Raw genomic sequence first — 19,083 nt, 5'->3', positions numbered from 1 at the left:
TAGAGCAGGATTTGTACCAGGCTCAGCGTGGGCGATAAAACAATTTAAGATATTGATTTATAACAATTAATAATGAATCTTTGCACTTGTTGATCATGTGGGCGTCCGGCTTTCCGAACATCGGACTGTATTGCGTTCGGTTGTCCGAAAATGCTGACCGCCAGGCTTTGGGGGTTGCATGGATGATGCGCCCCAGCCTGTCGTTTTAGAGAACGATCGGCAGTGTGCAATGTTTAAACGCATCGATTGTCAGGTGTGAGGGAGGCGTGGATGAAAGGCCGTTTACAACCGTTGACAAATCTCGACAAGGTTCTCATAGTTTGAATAACGCAAACGTTTGCGAGATGTTTCACGGGACGCTCCTGGAGTATCGTGACAGCTCGTATCAGCCACCCGGGTGGGAAGGCTGCCGAAGTGCCCTTCGGTGCAAGCGTTGCTCACAATAATCATAAGATCGGAGTGAACCCATGAAGCTGCCATTCGCTGGACGTCTTCTTGCTGTCGCTGTGCTTGCCGCCGCATCCGCTGCCCTGCCTCTCTCCTCTGCATTCGCTGATGACGCCGCCAAACCCAAGGTTGGCCTGGTCATGAAATCCCTCGCTAACGAGTTCTTTGTCACCATGCAAGACGGTGCCAAGACTTACCAGAAAGAACACGCCGCCGATTTCGACATGATCACCAACGGGATCAAGAACGAAACCGACACCAGCGCGCAGATCGATATCGTCAACCAGATGATCCTTGCCAAGGTCAACGCCATCGTGATCGCACCCGCCGATTCCAAGGCGCTGGTCACCGTGCTGAAGAAGGCTTCGGATGCGGGTATCAAGGTCGTCAACATCGACAACCGCCTGGACCCGGACGTGCTCAAAAGCAAAAACCTCGATATTCCATTCGTAGGCCCGGACAACCGCAAAGGCTCCAAGCTGGTGGGCGACTACCTGGCCAAGCAACTGGCGTCGGGTGACAAGGTCGGCATCATCGAAGGCGTGCCGACGACCACCAACGCCCAGCAGCGTACCGCAGGCTACAAGGATGCGATGGACGCTGCCGGCATGAAGATCGTCTCTACCCAATCCGGCAACTGGGAAATCGACCAGGGTCAGAAGGTCGCTTCCGCCATGTTGAGTGAATATCCGGACCTCAAGGCGCTGTTGGCCGGTAACGACAACATGGCCCTCGGCGCCGTCTCCGCCGTGCGTGCGGCAGGCAAGGCCGGCAAGGTGCTGGTGGTGGGCTACGACAACATCGAAGCCATCAAGCCGATGCTGCAAGACGGCCGCGTACTCGCCACCGCTGACCAGGCCGCTGCCCAGCAAGCTGTGTTCGGTATCCAGAACGCGCTCAAGCTGGTCAAGGGTGAGAAAGTCGATGCCAAAGATGGCGTGATCGAAACCCCGGTCGAACTCGTCCTCAAGAAGTAATCCCGGCAGTACCCAACAGCGCCCGCTCGCCCTGAGCGGGCGCCTGGAGATTTTCCTATGTCATCTTCCGCCCCGAACGCTGTCCTCTCGGTCAGCGGTATCGGCAAGACCTATGCCCAGCCGGTTCTGTCCGACATCACCCTGACGCTCAATCGTGGGGAAGTGCTGGCGCTGACCGGTGAGAACGGCGCAGGCAAAAGCACCTTGTCGAAGATCATCGGCGGGCTGGTCACGCCGACCACCGGGCACATGCAGTTCAATGGGCAGGACTATCGCCCCGGCAGCCGCACCCAGGCCGAAGAGCTGGGCGTGCGCATGGTCATGCAGGAACTCAACCTGCTGCCGACGCTGACCGTCGCCGAAAACCTGTTCCTGGATAACCTGCCCAGCCACTGTGGCTGGATCAGCCGCAAGCAACTGCGCAAGGCTGCGATCGAGGCCATGGCCCAGGTCGGCCTGGATGCTATCGACCCGGATACACTGGTCGGCAGCCTGGGTATTGGCCATCAGCAGATGGTCGAGATCGCCCGTAACCTGATTGGCGACTGCCACGTACTGATCCTCGACGAACCCACGGCGATGCTCACTGCCCGTGAAGTCGAGATGCTGTTTGAACAAATCACCCGCCTGCAGGCCCGGGGCGTGGCGATCATCTACATTTCACACCGGCTGGAAGAGCTGGCCCGTGTGGCCCAACGCATTGCGGTATTGCGCGACGGCAAGCTGGTCTGTGTCGAGCCGATGGCCAACTACAACAGCGAGCAATTGGTCACCTTGATGGTCGGTCGCGAGCTGGGCGAACACATCGACCTGGGCCCGCGCACCATTGGCGGCCCGGCGCTTACGGTGAAAGGCCTGACACGCTCGGACAAAGTCCGCGACGTGTCCTTCGAAGTGCGTGCGGGCGAGATCTACGGCATCTCCGGCCTGATCGGTGCCGGTCGTACTGAATTGTTGCGCCTGATCTTCGGTGCCGACCTGGCGGACAGCGGTACCGTGGCGCTTGGCTCGCCGGCCCAGGTGGTTAGCATTCGCTCGCCGGTGGATGCGGTGGGCCACGGCATTGCCCTGATCACCGAGGACCGCAAGGGCGAAGGCCTGCTGCTGACTCAATCGATCAGCGCCAATATCGCGCTGGGCAACATGCCGGAAATTTCCGGCGGTGGCGTGGTCAACAGCCGCAACGAAACCGCCTTGGCCAAACGCCAGATCGACGCCATGCGCATCCGCAGTTCCAGCCCGGCGCAGTTGGTCTCCGAGCTGTCCGGTGGTAACCAGCAGAAGGTGGTGATTGGCCGCTGGTTGGAGCGCGATTGTTCGGTGATGCTGTTTGATGAGCCGACCCGTGGCATCGACGTCGGTGCCAAGTTCGATATTTATGCCTTGCTGGGCGAATTGACGCGCCAGGGCAAAGCGCTGGTGGTGGTGTCCAGTGACCTGCGTGAACTCATGCTGATTTGCGACCGCATCGGTGTGTTGTCCGCCGGGCGCTTGATCGAGACCTTCGAGCGCGACAGTTGGACTCAGGACGAATTGCTCGCCGCCGCCTTTGCCGGCTATCAAAAACGTGATGCGCTGCTCAATGACGCAGCGCTTAGGGATACCCCATGAAAACCACAACTTCCCCCGGCAAGACTGGCGGCAACTTCTACGGCCTGGGTACTTACCTGGGCCTGGCGGGCGCCTTGCTGGCGATGATTGCGCTGTTCTCGGTACTCAGTGACCACTTCCTGTCCTATGACACCTTCAGCACGCTGGCCAACCAGATTCCAGACCTGATGGTGCTGGCGGTAGGCATGACCTTCATCCTGATCATCGGCGGTATCGACCTGTCGGTAGGTTCTGTACTGGCCCTGGCGGCGTCTGCCGTCAGCGTGGCGATTCTGGGCTGGGGCTGGAGTGTGTTGCCCGCCGCCGTGCTCGGCATGGGCTGTGCGGCATTGGCCGGCACTATCACCGGCTCGATCACCGTGGCCTGGCGCATTCCGTCGTTTATCGTGTCCCTCGGCGTGCTGGAGATGGCCCGTGGCGTGGCTTACCAGATGACCGGCTCGCGCACTGCCTACATCGGTGATTCATTTGCCTGGCTGTCCAACCCGATTGCCTTTGGCATTTCGCCGTCGTTTATCATTGCCTTGCTGGTGATCATCGCTGCGCAGCTTGTATTGACGCGTACGGTGTTTGGTCGTTACCTGATCGGTATCGGCACCAACGAAGAGGCCGTACGCCTGGCTGGGATCAACCCTAAGCCTTACAAAATCCTGGTGTTCAGCCTCATGGGCCTGCTGGCCGGTGTGGCCGCGCTGTTCCAGATTTCGCGCCTGGAAGCGGCTGACCCGAACGCCGGCTCCGGCCTGGAGCTGCAAGTGATTGCGGCGGTGGTGATCGGCGGTACCAGCCTGATGGGTGGGCGCGGTTCAGTGATCAGTACCTTTTTTGGTGTGTTGATTATTTCGGTATTGGCCGCTGGCCTGGCGCAGATCGGTGCCACGGAGCCCACGAAGCGCATCATTACCGGTGCCGTGATCGTGATTGCCGTAGTCCTCGATACCTACCGCAGCCAGCGCGCCAGTCGGCGGGGCTGAACCATGGCAACGATCAAGGATGTGGCAGCGCTTGCAGGTATTTCCTACACCACGGTCTCCCATGTGGTGAACAAGACGCGCCCGGTCAGCGAACCGGTACGTATCAAGGTCGAAGCGGCGATTAAGCAGCTCGACTACGTGCCCAGCGCCGTCGCGCGTTCGCTCAAGGCCAAGACCACAGCCACCATCGGTTTGCTGGTGCCCAACAGCCTCAACCCGTATTTTGCGGAGTTGGCCCGGGGCATCGAGGATTACTGCGAGCGTAACGGTTATTGCGTGATCCTGTGCAACTCCGACGACAACGCTGAAAAGCAGCGCAACTATTTGCGCGTGTTACTGGAAAAACGCATCGACGGCTTGATCGTGACCTCGGTGGGCGGCGACGACAGCGGTCTTGCCGCCGGCTTGAGCGCGGTGCGTACGCCCATGGTGATCGTCGACCGGGCGCTGGATGGCATTGACGTGGACCTGGTGCGTATCGACCACGAGGAGGGCGCCTACCTGGCGACCCGACACTTGCTCGAACTGGGCCACCGAGACATCGCCTGTATCGGCGGCCCGGCCCATACCCGTGTCGCGCAGATGCGTCTGGCGGGGTATCACCGCGCGCTGCATGAGGCTGGCGTGGCAGTGGCGGACAATCGCACCCAGGAAAGCGATTTCACCAGTACAGGCGGGTATGCCGCTGCCGTGCAATTGTTGACGCACAACCCGCCGAGCGCGATTTTTGCCAGCAACGACATGATTGGGTTCGGCGTGCTGCGCGCAGCCGCCGAGCGCAATATCCGCGTGCCGGGCGAGCTGTCAGTGATCGGTTTCGATGACATTCAAATGGGCCGTTACGTCTACCCGGCGTTGACGACGGTCGGGCAGTCGATCGTGCAACTGGGCGAAACGGCAGCCGAGCTGTTACTGCGAAGAATTGCGACACCCCACATGCCGATCGATCAGCGCATCGTGACGCCGAGCATTGTATTGCGTGAGTCGACGGCGCCCGTCGCCGGTACATTCGCCCAATACCGCTGAACCGAATTGATGAGTACTGATGTATGCCAGCAAAAGTAGTGGTAGTAGGCAGCTTGAACATGGACCTGGTGACCCGCGCCAGCCGGTTGCCGCGCGCCGGTGAAACACTCATCGGGCAGACATTTTCCACCGTGCCTGGCGGAAAGGGCGCGAACCAGGCCGTCGCTTCGGCGCGACTGGGCGCGGATGTTTCGATGATCGGCTGCGTCGGCACCGATGCCTATGGCACTCAATTGCGTGACGCATTGCTGGTGGAGGGCATTGATTGCCAGGCCGTCAGCACCGTGGAGGGCTCCAGTGGCGTGGCGTTGATCGTGGTCGATGACAGCAGCCAGAACGCGATTGTGATCGTGGCGGGCAGCAATGGCGAATTGACACCTGCCTCGTTGCAGGCGTTCGACGCGGTGCTGCAGGCGGCTGACGTGATCGTCTGCCAGCTGGAAGTGCCGATGAATACAGTGGGCTACACCCTCAAGCGCGGCCGCGAGCTGGGCAAGACGGTGATCCTCAACCCGGCTCCGGCCAGCGGTCCATTGCCGGCTGAGTGGTATACCTCGATCGACTACCTGATCCCCAATGAAAGTGAAGCCACCGCACTGAGCGGCGTGATGGTCGACTCGATTGACAGCGCCAAGGTGGCGGCGACCCAACTGATCCAGGCGGGTGCCGGTAAAGTGATCATCACCCTGGGATCTCAGGGCGCGTTGTTTACCGACGGCCAGCGCTTTGAGCATCTGCAAGCGCCAAAGGTCAAGGCGGTCGACACCACGGCTGCAGGCGACACCTTCGTCGGCGGTTTCGCCGCAGCACTGGCCAACGGCAAGAGCGAGGCAGAGGCCATCCGTTTTGGCCAGGTCGCGGCGGCGTTGTCGGTCACCCGTGCCGGCGCGCAACCCTCTATTCCAACGCTGCACGACGTACAAGGTTTTGTGCCCTCATGAAAAAGACACCTCTGCTCAATATTGCCCTGTCGCGTGTGATCGCCTCACTTGGGCACGGCGACATTCTGGTGATCGGTGATGCCGGCCTGCCGGTGCCACCTGGCGTCGAGCTGATTGACTTGGCGTTGACCCAGGGCATCCCGGATTTCATCAGCACCTTGCGCATCGTGCTCAGTGAAATGCAGGTGGAAAGCCATGTGCTTGCCGAAGAAATCCTGATCAAACAACCGCCGGCGCTGGCTGAACTCAACACACTCACAGAACAGGCTGCCCTCGGTGAGCGACGCCTGGTCAGCCATGAAGAATTCAAGCAGCTCAGCCGCAAGGCGCGCGCCGTGGTGCGCACTGGCGAATGCCAGCCTTACTGCAATATCGCGCTGGTATCCGGCGTAACGTTCTAGCGTTCCCAACGACAAGGAGTGTTTTATGCAACGTGGTCTCCCAACCCTGAAAAACCTGTTCCGGAGTGTTTTGCTTTTGTCCGCACTCACTGCTGCAAGCGCCCAGGCGGCGGAAAAGATCGACCTGATCATCGACACCGACCCCGGCGCCGATGACGTGGTGGCCTTGCTGTTCGCCATGGCCTCCCCGGATGAGCTGAATATCCGCGCGCTGACCACCGTCGCCGGCAACGTGCGCCTGGACAAGACCTCCCGCAACGCGCGCCTGGCCCGCGAGTGGGCAGGGCGCGAGGAAATCCCAGTGTACGCCGGTGCGCCAGCGCCGCTGCTACGCAAGCCGATCTACGCCGAGAACATCCACGGCAAGGAAGGTATTTCCGGCGTCACCGTGCATGAGCCCAAGAAGGGCCTGGCGGACGGCAATGCCGTTGACTACCTGATCAAGACCCTGAGCACCGCCAAGCCGCACAGCATCACCCTCGCCATGCTCGGCCCGCAGACCAACCTTGCGCTGGCACTGACCCAGGCGCCGGAAATCACCCAAGGCATCAAGGAAGTGGTGGTGATGGGTGGTGCGCACTTCAATGGCGGCAATATCACTCCGGTGGCGGAATTCAACCTGTTCGCCGACCCGGTGGCTGCCGAGATTGTGCTCAAGAGTGGCGTCAAGCTGACCTACCTGCCGCTGGACGTGACCCACAAGGTGTTGACCAGCGAGGCACGCCTGAAAAAGATCGCCGACATCAAGAACAACGCGAGCAAGGTGGTGGGCGATATTCTTAACGAATACGTCAAGGGCGACATGGAGCACTACGGTATTCCAGGTGGCCCGGTGCATGACGCTACCGTCATTGCTTACCTGCTCAAGCCTTCGCTGTTCAGTGGTCGTCAGGCCAATATGGTGGTCGATAGCCGTGAAGGCCCGACCTTCGGCCAGACCATCGTCGATTGGTACGACGGCCTGAAGCAGGAAAAGAATGTGTTCTGGGTTGAGAACGGCGACGCCCAGGGCTTTTTCGATCTGCTGACCGAGCGTCTGGCGCGTCTGAAGTAATGGTTCTACCGGTCGGCGTTCGCCGACCGGTTCTTATTCGCGCTCGGGGTCGTGTGCCCCCATGTGATCGGCCGGGTATTTCTCGAATATCTGGCCGATGAACGCTTGCGCCGCCTTCGTGCCCAGTTCCTTGACCAGCAGGTCGATACCGATGATTGCCAATTCCTCTGGGCTGCCGGGGCTGTATGAGCTTTGCCCTTGGGGCCACTTGGCTTTGATGTCGGCTTGGAGCGTTACGGTGGTCATGACGGTCTCGCGAGGCTGGAAGTACTGGGCAGTGCGCTGGAACGCGGTGCTTGCCGGGCCAGTTAACCATTTTGTATCGCGTTTGGCACTGATACTTAGGCATGAGGCGATTCGGAATGACGGCGGCGCTGTGCGACACTGTCGGCCTGTTTAATTGCCGGGGACACCACGTGCAGATCGATTTGAACAACCCCGAGAACCTGACATTGGCGAATGTGCGCCAACTGCTCGCCAGTGCCAGCGACGACGAACATACCCAGCTGCGGGTGACCAAGGCTGGAATCGCGTACATCTCCTCTGGGAAGCTTGTAGGCGGTGTAGAGATCGACGGGCTGCTGTTTCGCCTGGAGACCTGGGCAAAAGGCTCAGGATACGTCGGCAATGTGGCTGCCAGTGACGAAGTCTGGGTGACCCAGATTTTCAATGCGCTGAAACAGAATTGGCCGACGCCGGAATTTGACTACATCGATATCTACTGATTTCGTTCATATCTGGTCACGATTGACCGGGCGAATGCCTGTCGAGAGTCAGGCAGACTTGCCCTGCGGCGGTTTACGTCTTGAAACCAATCCGCCCAATCGCTGTCGCACGATCTCTGTCCATTTTTTATCATAGGAGGCTTCATGCCTTGGAAGCTCGCATCATTCGGTACTTTGTTGGCAGCACTCGCGTTGGCGGGTTGCAGCACCCCGGGTGCCTCTGAGCCAGCCAAAGACGCCGCCGTGGCCAATGCCGGTCATAGCCGCTGTGAGTCGAAGGCCGCCGAATTCACTATCGGCCAGAAAGCTTCGCCCCAGTTGCTGGAACAGGCGCGTACTCGTGCCGGTGCGCAGAACGCACGCATCCTCAAGCCTAACGACATGATCACCCTGGAGTACCGCTCCGACCGCCTGAACCTGAACACCGACGACAACCTGGTGATCACGCGGGTCAATTGCGGCTAAGTCGCTCCAGGCTTTTGCAACGCCCATAAAAAACCCCGTCACATGGACGGGGTTTTTTTAGCTCAGCGGAGAATTACTCGCCGCGAACCTGTGCAGCTTGCATACCCTTTTGGCCTTTCTCAGCCACGAAGGAAACGGTTTGGCCTTCTTTCAGGCTTTTGAAACCGTCGCTTTCGATAGCTTTGAAGTGTACGAACAGGTCGTCACCGCCACCTTGAGGAGTGATGAAGCCGAAGCCTTTTTCATCGTTGAACCATTTAACGGTGCCGGTTTGGCGATTAGACATGGTGTATCTCCAAGAAACATATATTTTCAGTAGTGCTGTGCTGCTCAGGCCAACTGGGCACACCGGGCTATCATAGTCGAAATGTTCGGCTTGGGAGCCCCCCCAAGGCATTGTTTGCTAATCAATAGCGTTGCGTTTAGTGCGTTGGTCGGCTGAAAGCCCCGATTTACGGGGCTTAAGCTCGAAATATCAGCTGGTAAAAAAAGCCGTAAAACCTGTGTAATTTGTGAGAAATGGCAGTTTTCGGGCCATTTTTCCGGCAAAACAGTTGTGTGATCAGCCGCAAATCTTACTTTTTCTTCACGACCTTGCAGGACGAAATAGCCGCGACTGCTTTGTTTTTAAGCTCCGGGCTGGCGTTCTGATTGGTCATCAGTTCCTTGATTTCCGCAGTGCTCAATTCGGCGTTGATCTTGTCAGCGCCACATTCGCAATGGGCTTTGGCGGTTTTGACGTCTACGTTCTGGCTGGCGGCGGCGCTGCAGTCGCTGACGAAACTGTCGCGGGCACCGGCTGGCCAGTTCGACGGGGCTGCTGCCTGTGCGCCAAGGGAAAGGAGGGTCAGGGAAGCGGCGAGAGCGAGGGTAGAGGTAAAACGCATCATGAGGATGCTCCTTTGGGTCGAGGACGAACGGCGATTCTCGGAGGGTTTGAGGGCTGGCGTACAGCCCAAGTTCACTTTTGCAGCTATAAAGGGCGGAATTTGTATTTGCGCAAGACAGGGGCGGCACGATGACCGTTCATCTGTGCTAGCATCTTCCGCCTGGCTATTTCCAGGCGCGCCCATTGCCGCCTTGCCATGTTCTTTTTAGCTCACTCCAGTCACTCTGGTTCGATTATCGGTTGGCCGAAAGGCTCCTGCCGCTGTAAGGCAGGCGTTCATTATTGAACGGCCTGGTATTGGATCTTGTACTGGCTCATCCCAACCCACGTGACCTTTGGTAGGGGTCACCACTAGGAGAGGAGGCGCCATGCCAACTATTACTCTTCCCGACGGCAGTCAACGTTCATTCGATCATCCGGTTTCCGTAGCCGAAGTCGCTGCATCCATTGGTGCAGGCCTGGCCAAGGCCACCGTGGCCGGCAAGGTCGACGGCAAGCTCGTTGATGCCAGCGACCTGATCACCGGCGATGCCAGCCTGCAAATCATCACGCCCAAGGATCAAGAGGGGCTGGAGATCATTCGCCACTCTTGCGCGCACTTGATTGGCCACGCGGTCAAGCAACTGTATCCAACCGCAAAAATGGTGATCGGTCCGGTCATTGACGAAGGCTTTTATTACGACATCGCTTATGAGCGTCCTTTTACTCCGGACGACCTGGCTGCGATCGAACAGCGCATGCACCAGCTGATCGAAAAAGATTACGACGTGATCAAGAAGGTCACGCCGCGCGCCGAAGTGATCGACGTGTTCACCGCCCGTGGCGAAGACTACAAGCTGCGCCTGGTGGAAGATATGCCGGAAGAGCAGGCCATGGGCCTGTACTACCACGAAGAATACGTCGACATGTGCCGTGGTCCGCACGTGCCGAACACGCGCTTCCTCAAGTCGTTCAAGCTGACCAAGCTGTCCGGCGCCTACTGGCGTGGCGACGCGAAGAACGAGCAACTGCAACGGATCTATGGCACCGCCTGGGCTGACAAGAAGCAGCTGGCGGCCTACATCCAGCGCATCGAAGAAGCCGAGAAACGCGACCACCGCAAGATCGGCAAGCGCCTGAACCTGTTCCATCTCCAGGAAGAAGCGCCGGGCATGGTGTTCTGGCACCCGAACGGCTGGACCCTGTACCAGGTGCTCGAGCAGTACATGCGCAAGGTTCAGCGTGAGAACGGCTACCTGGAAATCAAGACGCCCCAGGTTGTTGACCGTAGTCTCTGGGAGAAATCCGGGCACTGGGCCAACTACGCCGACAACATGTTCACCACCCAGTCGGAAAACCGCGACTACGCCATCAAGCCGATGAACTGCCCGTGCCACGTGCAGGTGTTCAACCAAGGCCTGAAGAGCTACCGCGAGTTGCCGATGCGCCTGGCCGAGTTCGGTGCCTGCCACCGTAACGAGCCATCGGGTGCGCTGCACGGCATCATGCGTGTGCGTGGTTTTACCCAGGATGACGCCCACATCTTCTGCACCGAAGAGCAGATGCAGGCCGAATCCGCCGCGTTCATCAAGCTGACCATGGATGTTTATCGCGATTTCGGCTTTACCGAAGTCGAGATGAAGCTGTCCACTCGTCCGGAAAAACGCGTCGGTTCCGACGAGCTGTGGGATCGCGCCGAAGCTGCACTGGCCGCTGCGCTCGACAGTGCGGGCCTTGCGTACGATCTGCAGCCGGGCGAAGGCGCGTTCTACGGTCCGAAGATCGAGTTCTCGCTGAAAGATTGCCTTGGCCGCGTCTGGCAGTGTGGTACCCTGCAGCTCGATTTTAACCTGCCGATCCGTCTGGGCGCCGAATACGTGTCCGAAGACAACAGCCGTAAACACCCGGTTATGCTGCACCGGGCGATCCTCGGTTCGTTCGAACGGTTCGTCGGGATCCTGATCGAGCACTACGAGGGTGCATTCCCTGCGTGGCTGGCTCCGACCCAGGCAGTGATCATGAATATCACTGATAAACAGGCAGATTTTGCCGCCGAAGTTGAAAAAACTCTCAACGAAAGCGGGTTTCGTGCCAAGTCCGACTTGAGAAATGAAAAGATCGGCTTTAAAATCCGCGAGCATACTTTGCTCAAGGTTCCCTATCTTTTGGTTATCGGAGATCGGGAAGTCGAGATGCAGACTGTCGCTGTGCGTACTCGTGAAGGTGCTGACCTGGGCTCGATGCCCGTCGCCCAGTTCGCTGAGTTCCTCGCGCAAGCGGTTTCCCGGCGTGGTCGCCCAGATTCGGAGTAATTATTATTAAGCGTGAAATGAGACAAGATAAACGAGCTGCACCGAAAGCCCCGATCAACGAGAATATCTCGGCACGCGAGGTTCGGTTAATTGGCGCTGACGGCGAGCAGATTGGCATCGTCTCGATTGATGAAGCGCTTCGTATCGCTGAAGAGTCCAAATTGGACCTGGTGGAAATCTCCGCCGACGCAGTCCCGCCTGTTTGCCGGGTGATGGACTACGGCAAGTCGATCTTCGAAAAGAAGAAGCAGATTGCTGCGGCGAAGAAGAACCAGAAGCAGATTCAAGTAAAAGAAATCAAGTTTCGTCCAGGGACGGAGGAAGGGGATTACCAGGTAAAACTGCGCAACCTGGTACGTTTCCTGAGTGATGGGGACAGGGCCAAGGTATCCTTGCGATTCCGCGGCCGTGAGATGGCCCACCAGGAGCTGGGCATGGAACTCCTCAAGCGGGTTGAAGCTGACCTGCTGGAGTACGGTTCCGTTGAACAGCATCCTAAGATGGAAGGACGCCAGCTGATCATGGTCATCGCCCCGAAAAAGAAGAAGTAATCAACAGGGCACGGCAGGCCTTCTGATTATGTTTATCAACTGAATGCGGAGTATCCGAACATGCCAAAGATGAAGACTAAAAGTGGTGCTGCTAAGCGGTTTCTGAAAACTGCTAACGGTATCAAGCACAAGCACGCTTTCAAGAGCCACATCCTGACCAAAATGTCGACCAAGCGTAAGCGTCAACTGCGCGGTAGCAGCTTGCTGCATCCGTCTGACGTGGCAAAAGTCGAGCGCATGCTGCGCCTTCGTTAATTTTTGGATCAAGAATAGAGGAAGTAACTCATGGCTCGTGTAAAGCGTGGCGTCATTGCCCGTAAACGTCACAAAAAAATTCTGAAACTTGCTAAAGGCTACTACGGCGCGCGTTCACGCGTATTCCGTGTTGCCAAGCAAGCGGTAATCAAGGCAGGCCAATACGCCTACCGCGACCGTCGTCAGAAAAAACGTCAGTTCCGCGCTCTGTGGATCGCTCGTATCAACGCTGGCGCACGTGTTAACGGTCTGTCCTACAGCCGTTTCATCGCTGGCCTGAAAAAAGCTTCCATCGAGATCGACCGTAAGGTTCTGGCCGAACTGGCAGTGAACGAAAAAGCGGTGTTTGCTGCGATTGTCGAGAAAGCTAAAGCCACTCTGGCTTAAGTACCCCCGACAATCACCCTGGGTTACGTCTGTAGCCCAAGGTGGTAAACGTCTTAAATAGGGGAAGAGCCTTCAAGCTCTTCCCCTATTTTGTATCTGGAGTCTGTACATGGAAAACCTGGACGCGCTCGTCGCCCAAGCCCTTGAGGCTGTGCAAAGCGCTGAAGATGTAAATGCCCTGGAGCAAATCCGGGTTCACTACCTTGGCAAGAAAGGTGAATTGACTCAGGTGATGAAGACCCTGGGGAATTTGCCGGCTGAAGAGCGTCCGCAAGTCGGTGCGCTGATCAACGTCGCCAAGGAGCGTGTCACAGAGGTACTCAATGCGCGCAAGGCGACCATGGAGGAGGCCGATCTCGCGGCCAAACTCGCCGCCGAGTCCATTGATGTAACCTTGCCTGGTCGCGGCCAGGCCTCGGGCGGTCTGCACCCGATCACCCGGACTCTGGAACGTATCGAGCAGTTCTTCACCCACATTGGCTACGGCATTGCCGAAGGCCCCGAGGTCGAAGACGATTATCACAACTTCGAGGCGCTCAACATCCCAGGCCATCACCCGGCCCGGTCGATGCACGACACCTTCTATTTCAACGCGAACATGCTGTTGCGCACCCATACCTCTCCGGTACAGGTCCGCACCATGGAAGCGAACAAGCCACCGATCCGCATTGTCTGCCCAGGCCGTGTGTACCGTAGCGACTCCGATATCACCCACTCGCCGATGTTCCACCAGGTCGAAGGCCTGCTGGTTGATCGCGATATCAACTTCGCCGACCTCAAGGGCACCATCGAAGAGTTCCTTCGCGTGTTCTTCGAGAAAGAGCTGGCGGTACGTTTCCGTCCATCGTTTTTCCCGTTCACCGAGCCATCCGCTGAAGTAGACATGGAATGCGTGATGTGCAGCGGCAAAGGCTGCCGCGTCTGCAAGCAGACCGGCTGGCTGGAAGTGATGGGCTGCGGCATGGTTCACCCTAACGTGCTGCGCATGTCCGGCATCGATCCGGAAGAGTTCTCGGGCTTTGCCTTCGGCATGGGCGTTGAACGTCTGGCCATGCTGCGTTACGGCGTGAACGACTTGCGTCTGTTCTTCGACAACGACTTGCGGTTCCTCGCGCAATTTCGCTAGTCGTAACGAATCTTTAGGAGAGCAGGATGAAATTCAGTGAACAATGGCTGCGTGGCTGGGTAAGCCCGCAGGTAGATCGCGACGCGCTGGTTGCGCGTCTGTCGATGGCCGGTCTTGAGGTCGATAGCGTTACCCCCGCCGCCGGTGTTTTCAGCGGTGTGGTCGTGGGCGAGGTGCTAAGCACCGAACAACACCCCGATGCCGACAAATTGCGCGTGTGCCAGGTCAGCAATGGCGCGGAAACCTTCCAGGTCGTGTGCGGAGCGCCAAATGTGCGCCCGGGCCTGAAGATCCCGTTCGCCATGATCGGTGCCGAGTTGCCGGGCGACTTCAAGATCAAGAAGGCCAAGCTGCGTGGCGTTGAGTCCAACGGCATGCTGTGCTCCCAGGCCGAGCTGCAAGTCGGTGAGGGCAACGATGGCTTGATGGAGCTGCCGGCCGACGCGCCGGTGGGCCAGGACATCCGCGTTTACCTGGAACTGGAAGATGCCAGCATCGAGGTCGACCTGACCCCGAACCGTGGTGACTGCCTGTCGTTGGCTGGTTTGGCTCGTGAAGTCGGCGCGTTGTACAACGCCCCGGTCACCCGTCCTGTGGTTGCTGCCGTGCCAGCAGTGCACGACGAAGTACGCCCGATCGACGTGCTGGCGCCAAACGCATGCCCGCGTTACCTGGGCCGTGTGATCCGCAACGTTGACCTTTCCAAGCCTACGCCGCTGTGGATGGTTGAGCGCCTGCGCCGTGCCGATGTGCGCAGCATCGATGCTGCCGTCGATATCACCAACTACGTGATGCTGGAGCTGGGCCAACCGCTGCACGCGTTCGACCTCGCCGAAATCAACGGCGGCATTCGCGTACGTATGGCCGAAGAAGGCGAGAAGCTGGTGCTGCTCGACGGTCAGGAAGTCAGCCTGCGTGCCGACACCCTGGTCATCGCCGACCACTCCCGCGCCCTGGCGATTGCTGGCGTGATGGGTGGCGAGCACAGCGGCGTGTCCGCGACCACCCGCGACGTGTTCCTTGAGAGTGCGTTCTTCGACCAGATCGCCATCGCCGGCAAGGCCCGTTCCTACGGCCTGCACACCGATGCCTCACACCGCTACGAGCGTGGTGTGGACTGGAACCTCGCCCGTGAAGCCATGGAGCGCGCCACTGGCCTGCTGCTGGAAATCACCGGTGGCGAAGCCGGCCCGATCACCGAAACCGTCAACGAACAGTTCCTGCCGTCCGTTGCACCGATCACCCTGCGTGCCAAAAGTGTTGAGCAGATGCTCGGCCTGGTCATCGAACCGGCTGAAATCGAGCAACTGTTGTCGGCCCTTGGCCTGGCTATTTCCACCAGTGGGGAAGGGCAGTGGCAGGTTGAAGTACCAAGCCATCGCTTCGATATCAGCCTGGAAGTCGACCTCATCGAAGAACTGGCGCGTCTCTACGGTTACAACCGCCTGCCGGTTCGTTACCCGCAAGCGCGCCTGGCGCCACAGCCGAAGGCCGAAGCGCGTGCGCACCTGCCGGAGCTGCGTCGCCTGCTGGTTGCCCGTGGTTATCAGGAAGCGGTGACCTACAGCTTCATCGATCCTAAGCAGTTCGAGCTGTTCAGCCCAGGCGTCGAGCCACTGTTGCTGGCCAACCCGATCTCCAACGACATGGCCGCCATGCGTTCGTCGCTGTGGCCAGGCTTGGTGAAAGCCCTTTCCCATAACCTGAACCGTCAGCAAGACCGTGTGCGCATGTTCGAAAGCGGCCTGCGCTTCGTCGGTCAGCTGGATGGCCTGAAGCAAGAACCGATGCTGGCCGGTGTGGTTTGCGGCAGCCGTCTGCCTGAAGGCTGGGCACAGGGTCGCGACGCTGTGGACTTCTTCGACGTCAAGGCTGACGTGGAGGCGGTGCTGGGCTTTGCCGGTGCGCTGGATGCGTTCACCTTCCTGCCGGGCAGCCATCCAGCGTTGCATCCGGGCCAGACTGCGCGCATCGAGCGTGAAGGCCGCCTGGTAGGTTTCGTCGGCGCCATTCACCCTGAGCTGTCGAAAACCCTCGGTCTCGACCGTCCGGTCTTCGTATTTGAACTGGTTCTGGCTGAAGTGGCTTCGGGCAAAATGCCTAAATTCAGCGAGTTGTCGCGCTTCCCTGAAGTGCGCCGTGACCTGGCGCTGATCGCCGACCGTGAAGTGGCCGCCACTGCCGTTCTAGATGTAATCCGTGAAAATGCAGGGGAATGGCTGACAGACCTCAGGCTATTTGACGTCTATCAGGGTAAAGGTATTGATCCGCATAGAAAAAGCCTTGCAGTTGGCTTGACCTGGCAGCATCCATCGCGCACTCTTAATGACGATGAGGTGAATACCACGACACAAAATATCCTCACCTCGCTCGAACAAAGGTTGAACGCCACGTTAAGGAAGTGACGTATGGGGGCTTTGACGAAAGCTGAGATGGCGGAACGTCTGTACGAAGAGTTGGGTCTGAACAAGCGCGAGGCCAAGGAATTGGTCGAGCTGTTTTTTGAAGAGATCAGACACGCTCTGGAAGACAACGAGCAGGTCAAATTGTCTGGTTTCGGCAACTTTGACCTGCGGGACAAACGCCAGCGGCCTGGCCGCAATCCAAAAACGGGAGAAGAAATCCCGATCACGGCTCGCCGTGTGGTCACCTTTCGTCCAGGGCAGAAGTTGAAGGCCCGAGTTGAGGCTTATGCTGGAACCAAGTCATAACGACGAGCTACCCGTCATCCCAGGCAAACGCTACTTCACCATTGGTGAAGTCAGCGAGCTCTGTGCGGTAAAACCGCATGTGCTGCGCTATTGGGAGCAGGAGTTTCCTCAACTCAACCCCGTCAAACGCACCGGGAACCGTCGGTATTATCAGCGCCAGGATGTGCTGATGATCCGACAGATCCGTGCTTTGCTGTACGACCAGGGGTTCACCATCAGCGGCGCACGCCAGCGTATGTCCGGCGATGAAGCCAAAGATGACACCACCCAATACAAACAAATGATCCGCCAGATGATCGCCGAGCTTGAAGATGTGCTGGTGGTGTTGAAGAAGTGATTCAAGCTTTTAAAATACTTCCACATTTCAAAAGCTTGCGGTATATTCCGGATCGCTTTGTCAAGAAGCAAACCCAGTAACACGCCTAGTCGGGGCGTAGCGCAGTCCGGTAGCGCACTAGCATGGGGTGCTAGGGGTCGAGTGTTCGAATCACTCCGTCCCGACCATATTTTTCAATGTCTTAGCCCAATCTTTGCAGGTTGGGCTTTTTCATGCCCGGAAAAAACCACATTCACCCCACAGGATTTTCGACCATTGCGTGATGCTACCTCGCTGAAGCTCCCAAGATATTGGGTACTGACAAGAATGCTTCTGGCTAGTGAGTTTCGCAGGGCCATTTGGTGTTAAGCGTCCCCCCTCGCCCCATCACGGCATACCTTGTTACAACCATTCGCCCCTGGGAACAGCCGGTATAGAACTTCGGCCTAATGTTCTCATCCAAATTTCAGGCGTGTTTTAACCGTGAGCGCCTGCTGACAACCCATAGAGGTTCACAGAATGAAAATGACACTACCCGCCCTGGTTTTGGGCGCCCTCATTTCGCAAGGAGCGATGGCCGCCGGAGATGGCACAGCCGCTCTTGGAGGCGGCGTTGGTGGTGCACTTGGCAATATCGTAGGTCAACAGCTCGGTGGCTCAACAGGCGCAGCGGTAGGCGCAGGCGTTGGTGGTGCTGCCGGCAGTGCTGTCGGCGCTCAACGAGGCAACAGAGCGGAAGCTGCGCTAGGTGGCGGTATCGGCTCAGCCGGCGGCTCGCTCATTGGTAATCGTCTCGGAGGCACAACTGGGTCGACTATCGGCGCCGGTGTAGGGGGGGCTGCTGGCGGCGCGCTGGGGAATAACCTGGCGGATGATGAGAGCAATCATCGATCAGATGGTAAGAAGCACAAAAGTAACAACAAGCATAAACACAAGAACAAGCATCGTTAGCCCCTGACGTTGTTACATTGAAGCCCGGCCCAGCGCCGGGCTTCTTGTATCTGCCATTTGTAGAGGTTGATCAACACGGGAGCCCCGTTACTTCCGCCCACAGATGGGGCGTTTTGTGAGCCATTTGGTAGCAACACCCTACGTATAGTTTTCGCTCAACTACCGACATTTTTCCGCGACTTCATCCGAATCAATCACTTGGCTCATCGCCAGGTCAGTTGGCACACATCCTGCCTTTTTGCATTTATGGATAATTGGATACAAAAATTCAAAAGGTGCTGCCGATGCAATTTGCCCCCGCTTATGTTGACCGCCAGCCGCTCACCGCCGAGGAGGAGGCCTACAACTTCCTGCTCGACGCCATTTGCGGTGGTCGCTACCGCAAGGGCGACCGGCTGATTGCCGAAGACATCGCCAGCGAAATCGGCATGAGCCGCATGCCGGTGCGCGAAGCCTTCCGCCGTCTGGATGCCCAGGGTTTGGTAACCCTCCGGCCCAACCGGGGCGCAGTGGTCAGCGGCTTGGATATCGATGAATTGCACGAAGTGTTCGAGATGCGCAGTGCCCTCGAAGGCCTGGCGGTGCGCGTGGCAGTCGCACGCATCGGCGAACGCCAACTGGCCGCACTGGAGCGCCTGCTCGACGAGATGGACGACTACCGCGACGAAAGTGCCGCCTGGGTCAGCCGCCACCGCGCCTTCCACGAATACCTGTGCAGCCTCAGTGGCCGCCCGCGTTTGATGAAACAGATCTCCGCCTTGTACTCGCTGGTGGAAGCGCCCATGCGCCTGTGGTTGCAGCACGGCGAAAAACCCCTCAGCGCCCGCCAGGAACACGCGGTGATCCTCGATGCCATCCGTTCCGGTGACGCGGCCCGCGCCGAGGCGGTGGTGCGCGAGCACATCGAGGGGACCGTGCCTGCGCTGATCCAATTCCTGCAAACCGAACAATAAGAAAGACCTGCTGTGTGTTGACTTTGAGTCCT

General features: G+C 58.4%; 22 protein-coding genes and 1 tRNA gene. 20 read left to right on the top strand and 3 right to left on the bottom strand.

The annotated features are described in order from the left end of the window. The first annotated feature begins 467 nt into the window (after positions 1 to 467). From CI807_RS26905 to CI807_RS26875, 7 genes are read left to right on the top strand one after another with little or no spacing between them, the layout of a single operon-like run. Positions 468 to 1,424: a sugar ABC transporter substrate-binding protein gene (locus CI807_RS26905; RefSeq protein WP_016978157.1), complete on the top strand. Its 957-nt coding sequence runs from the start codon at positions 468 to 470 to the stop codon at positions 1,422 to 1,424. Positions 1,425 to 1,481: 57 nt separating this feature from the next. Further along, the gene (locus tag CI807_RS26900; protein WP_095016931.1) at positions 1,482 to 3,035 is read left to right on the top strand and encodes a sugar ABC transporter ATP-binding protein; all 1,554 of its coding nucleotides are present in this window, start codon (positions 1,482 to 1,484) and stop codon (positions 3,033 to 3,035) included. Then, positions 3,032 to 4,009, top strand: coding sequence for an ABC transporter permease (locus CI807_RS26895; protein ID WP_010209107.1), 978 nt, complete (start codon positions 3,032 to 3,034; stop codon positions 4,007 to 4,009). The genes CI807_RS26900 and CI807_RS26895 overlap by 4 nt, the downstream gene beginning before the upstream one ends. A gap of 3 nt (positions 4,010 to 4,012) precedes the next feature. Continuing rightward, complete coding sequence (locus CI807_RS26890; RefSeq protein ID WP_095016930.1) at positions 4,013 to 5,035, top strand: LacI family DNA-binding transcriptional regulator; 1,023 nt, start codon at positions 4,013 to 4,015, stop codon at positions 5,033 to 5,035. Positions 5,036 to 5,058: 23 nt separating this feature from the next. Next, a complete protein-coding gene (gene rbsK, locus CI807_RS26885) occupies positions 5,059 to 5,976 on the top strand; it encodes a ribokinase (protein WP_095016929.1) in 918 nt (305 codons plus the stop codon). Then, on the top strand, positions 5,973 to 6,377 hold the full coding sequence (rbsD, locus tag CI807_RS26880; RefSeq protein ID WP_095016928.1) for a D-ribose pyranase: 405 nt from the start codon (positions 5,973 to 5,975) through the stop codon (positions 6,375 to 6,377). Before rbsK ends, rbsD begins: the two co-directional genes overlap by 4 nt. Before the next feature lie 25 nt (positions 6,378 to 6,402). Then, complete coding sequence (locus tag CI807_RS26875) at positions 6,403 to 7,431, top strand: nucleoside hydrolase (protein ID WP_095016927.1); 1,029 nt, start codon at positions 6,403 to 6,405, stop codon at positions 7,429 to 7,431. A gap of 33 nt (positions 7,432 to 7,464) precedes the next feature. Here the strand turns inward: CI807_RS26875 and CI807_RS26870 are convergent, their stop codons facing one another. Beyond that, positions 7,465 to 7,677: a hypothetical protein gene (locus CI807_RS26870; RefSeq protein ID WP_095016926.1), complete on the bottom strand. Its 213-nt coding sequence runs from the start codon at positions 7,675 to 7,677 to the stop codon at positions 7,465 to 7,467. Positions 7,678 to 7,847: 170 nt separating this feature from the next. On the opposite strand from CI807_RS26870, the gene CI807_RS26865 reads away from it, so the two are divergent. After that, on the top strand, positions 7,848 to 8,156 hold the full coding sequence (locus CI807_RS26865; protein ID WP_025999870.1) for a hypothetical protein: 309 nt from the start codon (positions 7,848 to 7,850) through the stop codon (positions 8,154 to 8,156). Positions 8,157 to 8,300: 144 nt separating this feature from the next. Continuing rightward, positions 8,301 to 8,621 (top strand): I78 family peptidase inhibitor, encoded by a 321-nt coding sequence (locus CI807_RS26860; protein WP_016978148.1) that lies wholly within the window; start codon positions 8,301 to 8,303, stop codon positions 8,619 to 8,621. A gap of 73 nt (positions 8,622 to 8,694) precedes the next feature. On the opposite strand, the gene CI807_RS26855 is transcribed toward CI807_RS26860, so the two are convergent. Both CI807_RS26855 and CI807_RS26850 read right to left on the bottom strand, forming a co-directional pair. Then, on the bottom strand, positions 8,695 to 8,907 hold the full coding sequence (locus CI807_RS26855) for a cold-shock protein (RefSeq protein WP_003234260.1): 213 nt from the start codon (positions 8,905 to 8,907) through the stop codon (positions 8,695 to 8,697). Positions 8,908 to 9,196: 289 nt separating this feature from the next. Next, positions 9,197 to 9,511: a hypothetical protein gene (locus tag CI807_RS26850; protein ID WP_016978147.1), complete on the bottom strand. Its 315-nt coding sequence runs from the start codon at positions 9,509 to 9,511 to the stop codon at positions 9,197 to 9,199. 367 nt (positions 9,512 to 9,878) lie between these two features. On the opposite strand from CI807_RS26850, the gene thrS reads away from it, so the two are divergent. From thrS to CI807_RS26795, 11 genes are all read left to right on the top strand, one after another. Beyond that, positions 9,879 to 11,801: a threonine--tRNA ligase gene (gene thrS, locus CI807_RS26845; protein ID WP_095016925.1), complete on the top strand. Its 1,923-nt coding sequence runs from the start codon at positions 9,879 to 9,881 to the stop codon at positions 11,799 to 11,801. After that, positions 11,801 to 12,352, top strand: coding sequence for a translation initiation factor IF-3 (gene infC, locus CI807_RS26840; RefSeq protein ID WP_169850653.1), 552 nt, complete (start codon positions 11,801 to 11,803; stop codon positions 12,350 to 12,352). Before thrS ends, infC begins: the two co-directional genes overlap by 1 nt. 60 nt (positions 12,353 to 12,412) lie before the next feature. After that, positions 12,413 to 12,607, top strand: a complete 195-nt coding sequence (rpmI, locus tag CI807_RS26835) for a 50S ribosomal protein L35 (protein WP_002553160.1) — start codon at positions 12,413 to 12,415, stop codon at positions 12,605 to 12,607. A gap of 30 nt (positions 12,608 to 12,637) precedes the next feature. Further along, the gene (rplT, locus tag CI807_RS26830; protein ID WP_003174975.1) at positions 12,638 to 12,994 is read left to right on the top strand and encodes a 50S ribosomal protein L20; all 357 of its coding nucleotides are present in this window, start codon (positions 12,638 to 12,640) and stop codon (positions 12,992 to 12,994) included. A gap of 109 nt (positions 12,995 to 13,103) precedes the next feature. Next, positions 13,104 to 14,120, top strand: a complete 1,017-nt coding sequence (gene pheS / locus CI807_RS26825; RefSeq protein ID WP_010209123.1) for a phenylalanine--tRNA ligase subunit alpha — start codon at positions 13,104 to 13,106, stop codon at positions 14,118 to 14,120. 26 nt (positions 14,121 to 14,146) lie between these two features. Further along, positions 14,147 to 16,525 (top strand): phenylalanine--tRNA ligase subunit beta, encoded by a 2,379-nt coding sequence (pheT, locus tag CI807_RS26820; RefSeq protein ID WP_095016924.1) that lies wholly within the window; start codon positions 14,147 to 14,149, stop codon positions 16,523 to 16,525. 3 nt (positions 16,526 to 16,528) lie between these two features. Then, positions 16,529 to 16,831 (top strand): integration host factor subunit alpha, encoded by a 303-nt coding sequence (gene ihfA / locus CI807_RS26815; protein ID WP_002553164.1) that lies wholly within the window; start codon positions 16,529 to 16,531, stop codon positions 16,829 to 16,831. After that, entirely contained in the window at positions 16,812 to 17,168 is a 357-nt protein-coding gene (locus CI807_RS26810; protein WP_010209127.1) for a MerR family transcriptional regulator, read from the top strand. Before ihfA ends, CI807_RS26810 begins: the two co-directional genes overlap by 20 nt. A 90-nt stretch (positions 17,169 to 17,258) precedes the next feature. Then, a tRNA-Pro gene (locus CI807_RS26805) sits at positions 17,259 to 17,335 on the top strand. 331 nt (positions 17,336 to 17,666) lie between these two features. After that, positions 17,667 to 18,098, top strand: coding sequence for a hypothetical protein (locus CI807_RS31940; RefSeq protein ID WP_095016923.1), 432 nt, complete (start codon positions 17,667 to 17,669; stop codon positions 18,096 to 18,098). A gap of 284 nt (positions 18,099 to 18,382) precedes the next feature. After that, positions 18,383 to 19,051, top strand: coding sequence for a GntR family transcriptional regulator (locus tag CI807_RS26795; protein ID WP_095016922.1), 669 nt, complete (start codon positions 18,383 to 18,385; stop codon positions 19,049 to 19,051). Positions 19,052 to 19,083 lie beyond the last annotated feature (32 nt).

It is taken from the genome of Pseudomonas sp. NS1(2017), from assembly GCF_002269425.1.
Classification (GTDB): Bacteria; Pseudomonadota; Gammaproteobacteria; order Pseudomonadales; family Pseudomonadaceae; genus Aquipseudomonas; species Aquipseudomonas reactans.
This window is presented reverse-complemented; position numbering and strand designations above follow the sequence as displayed.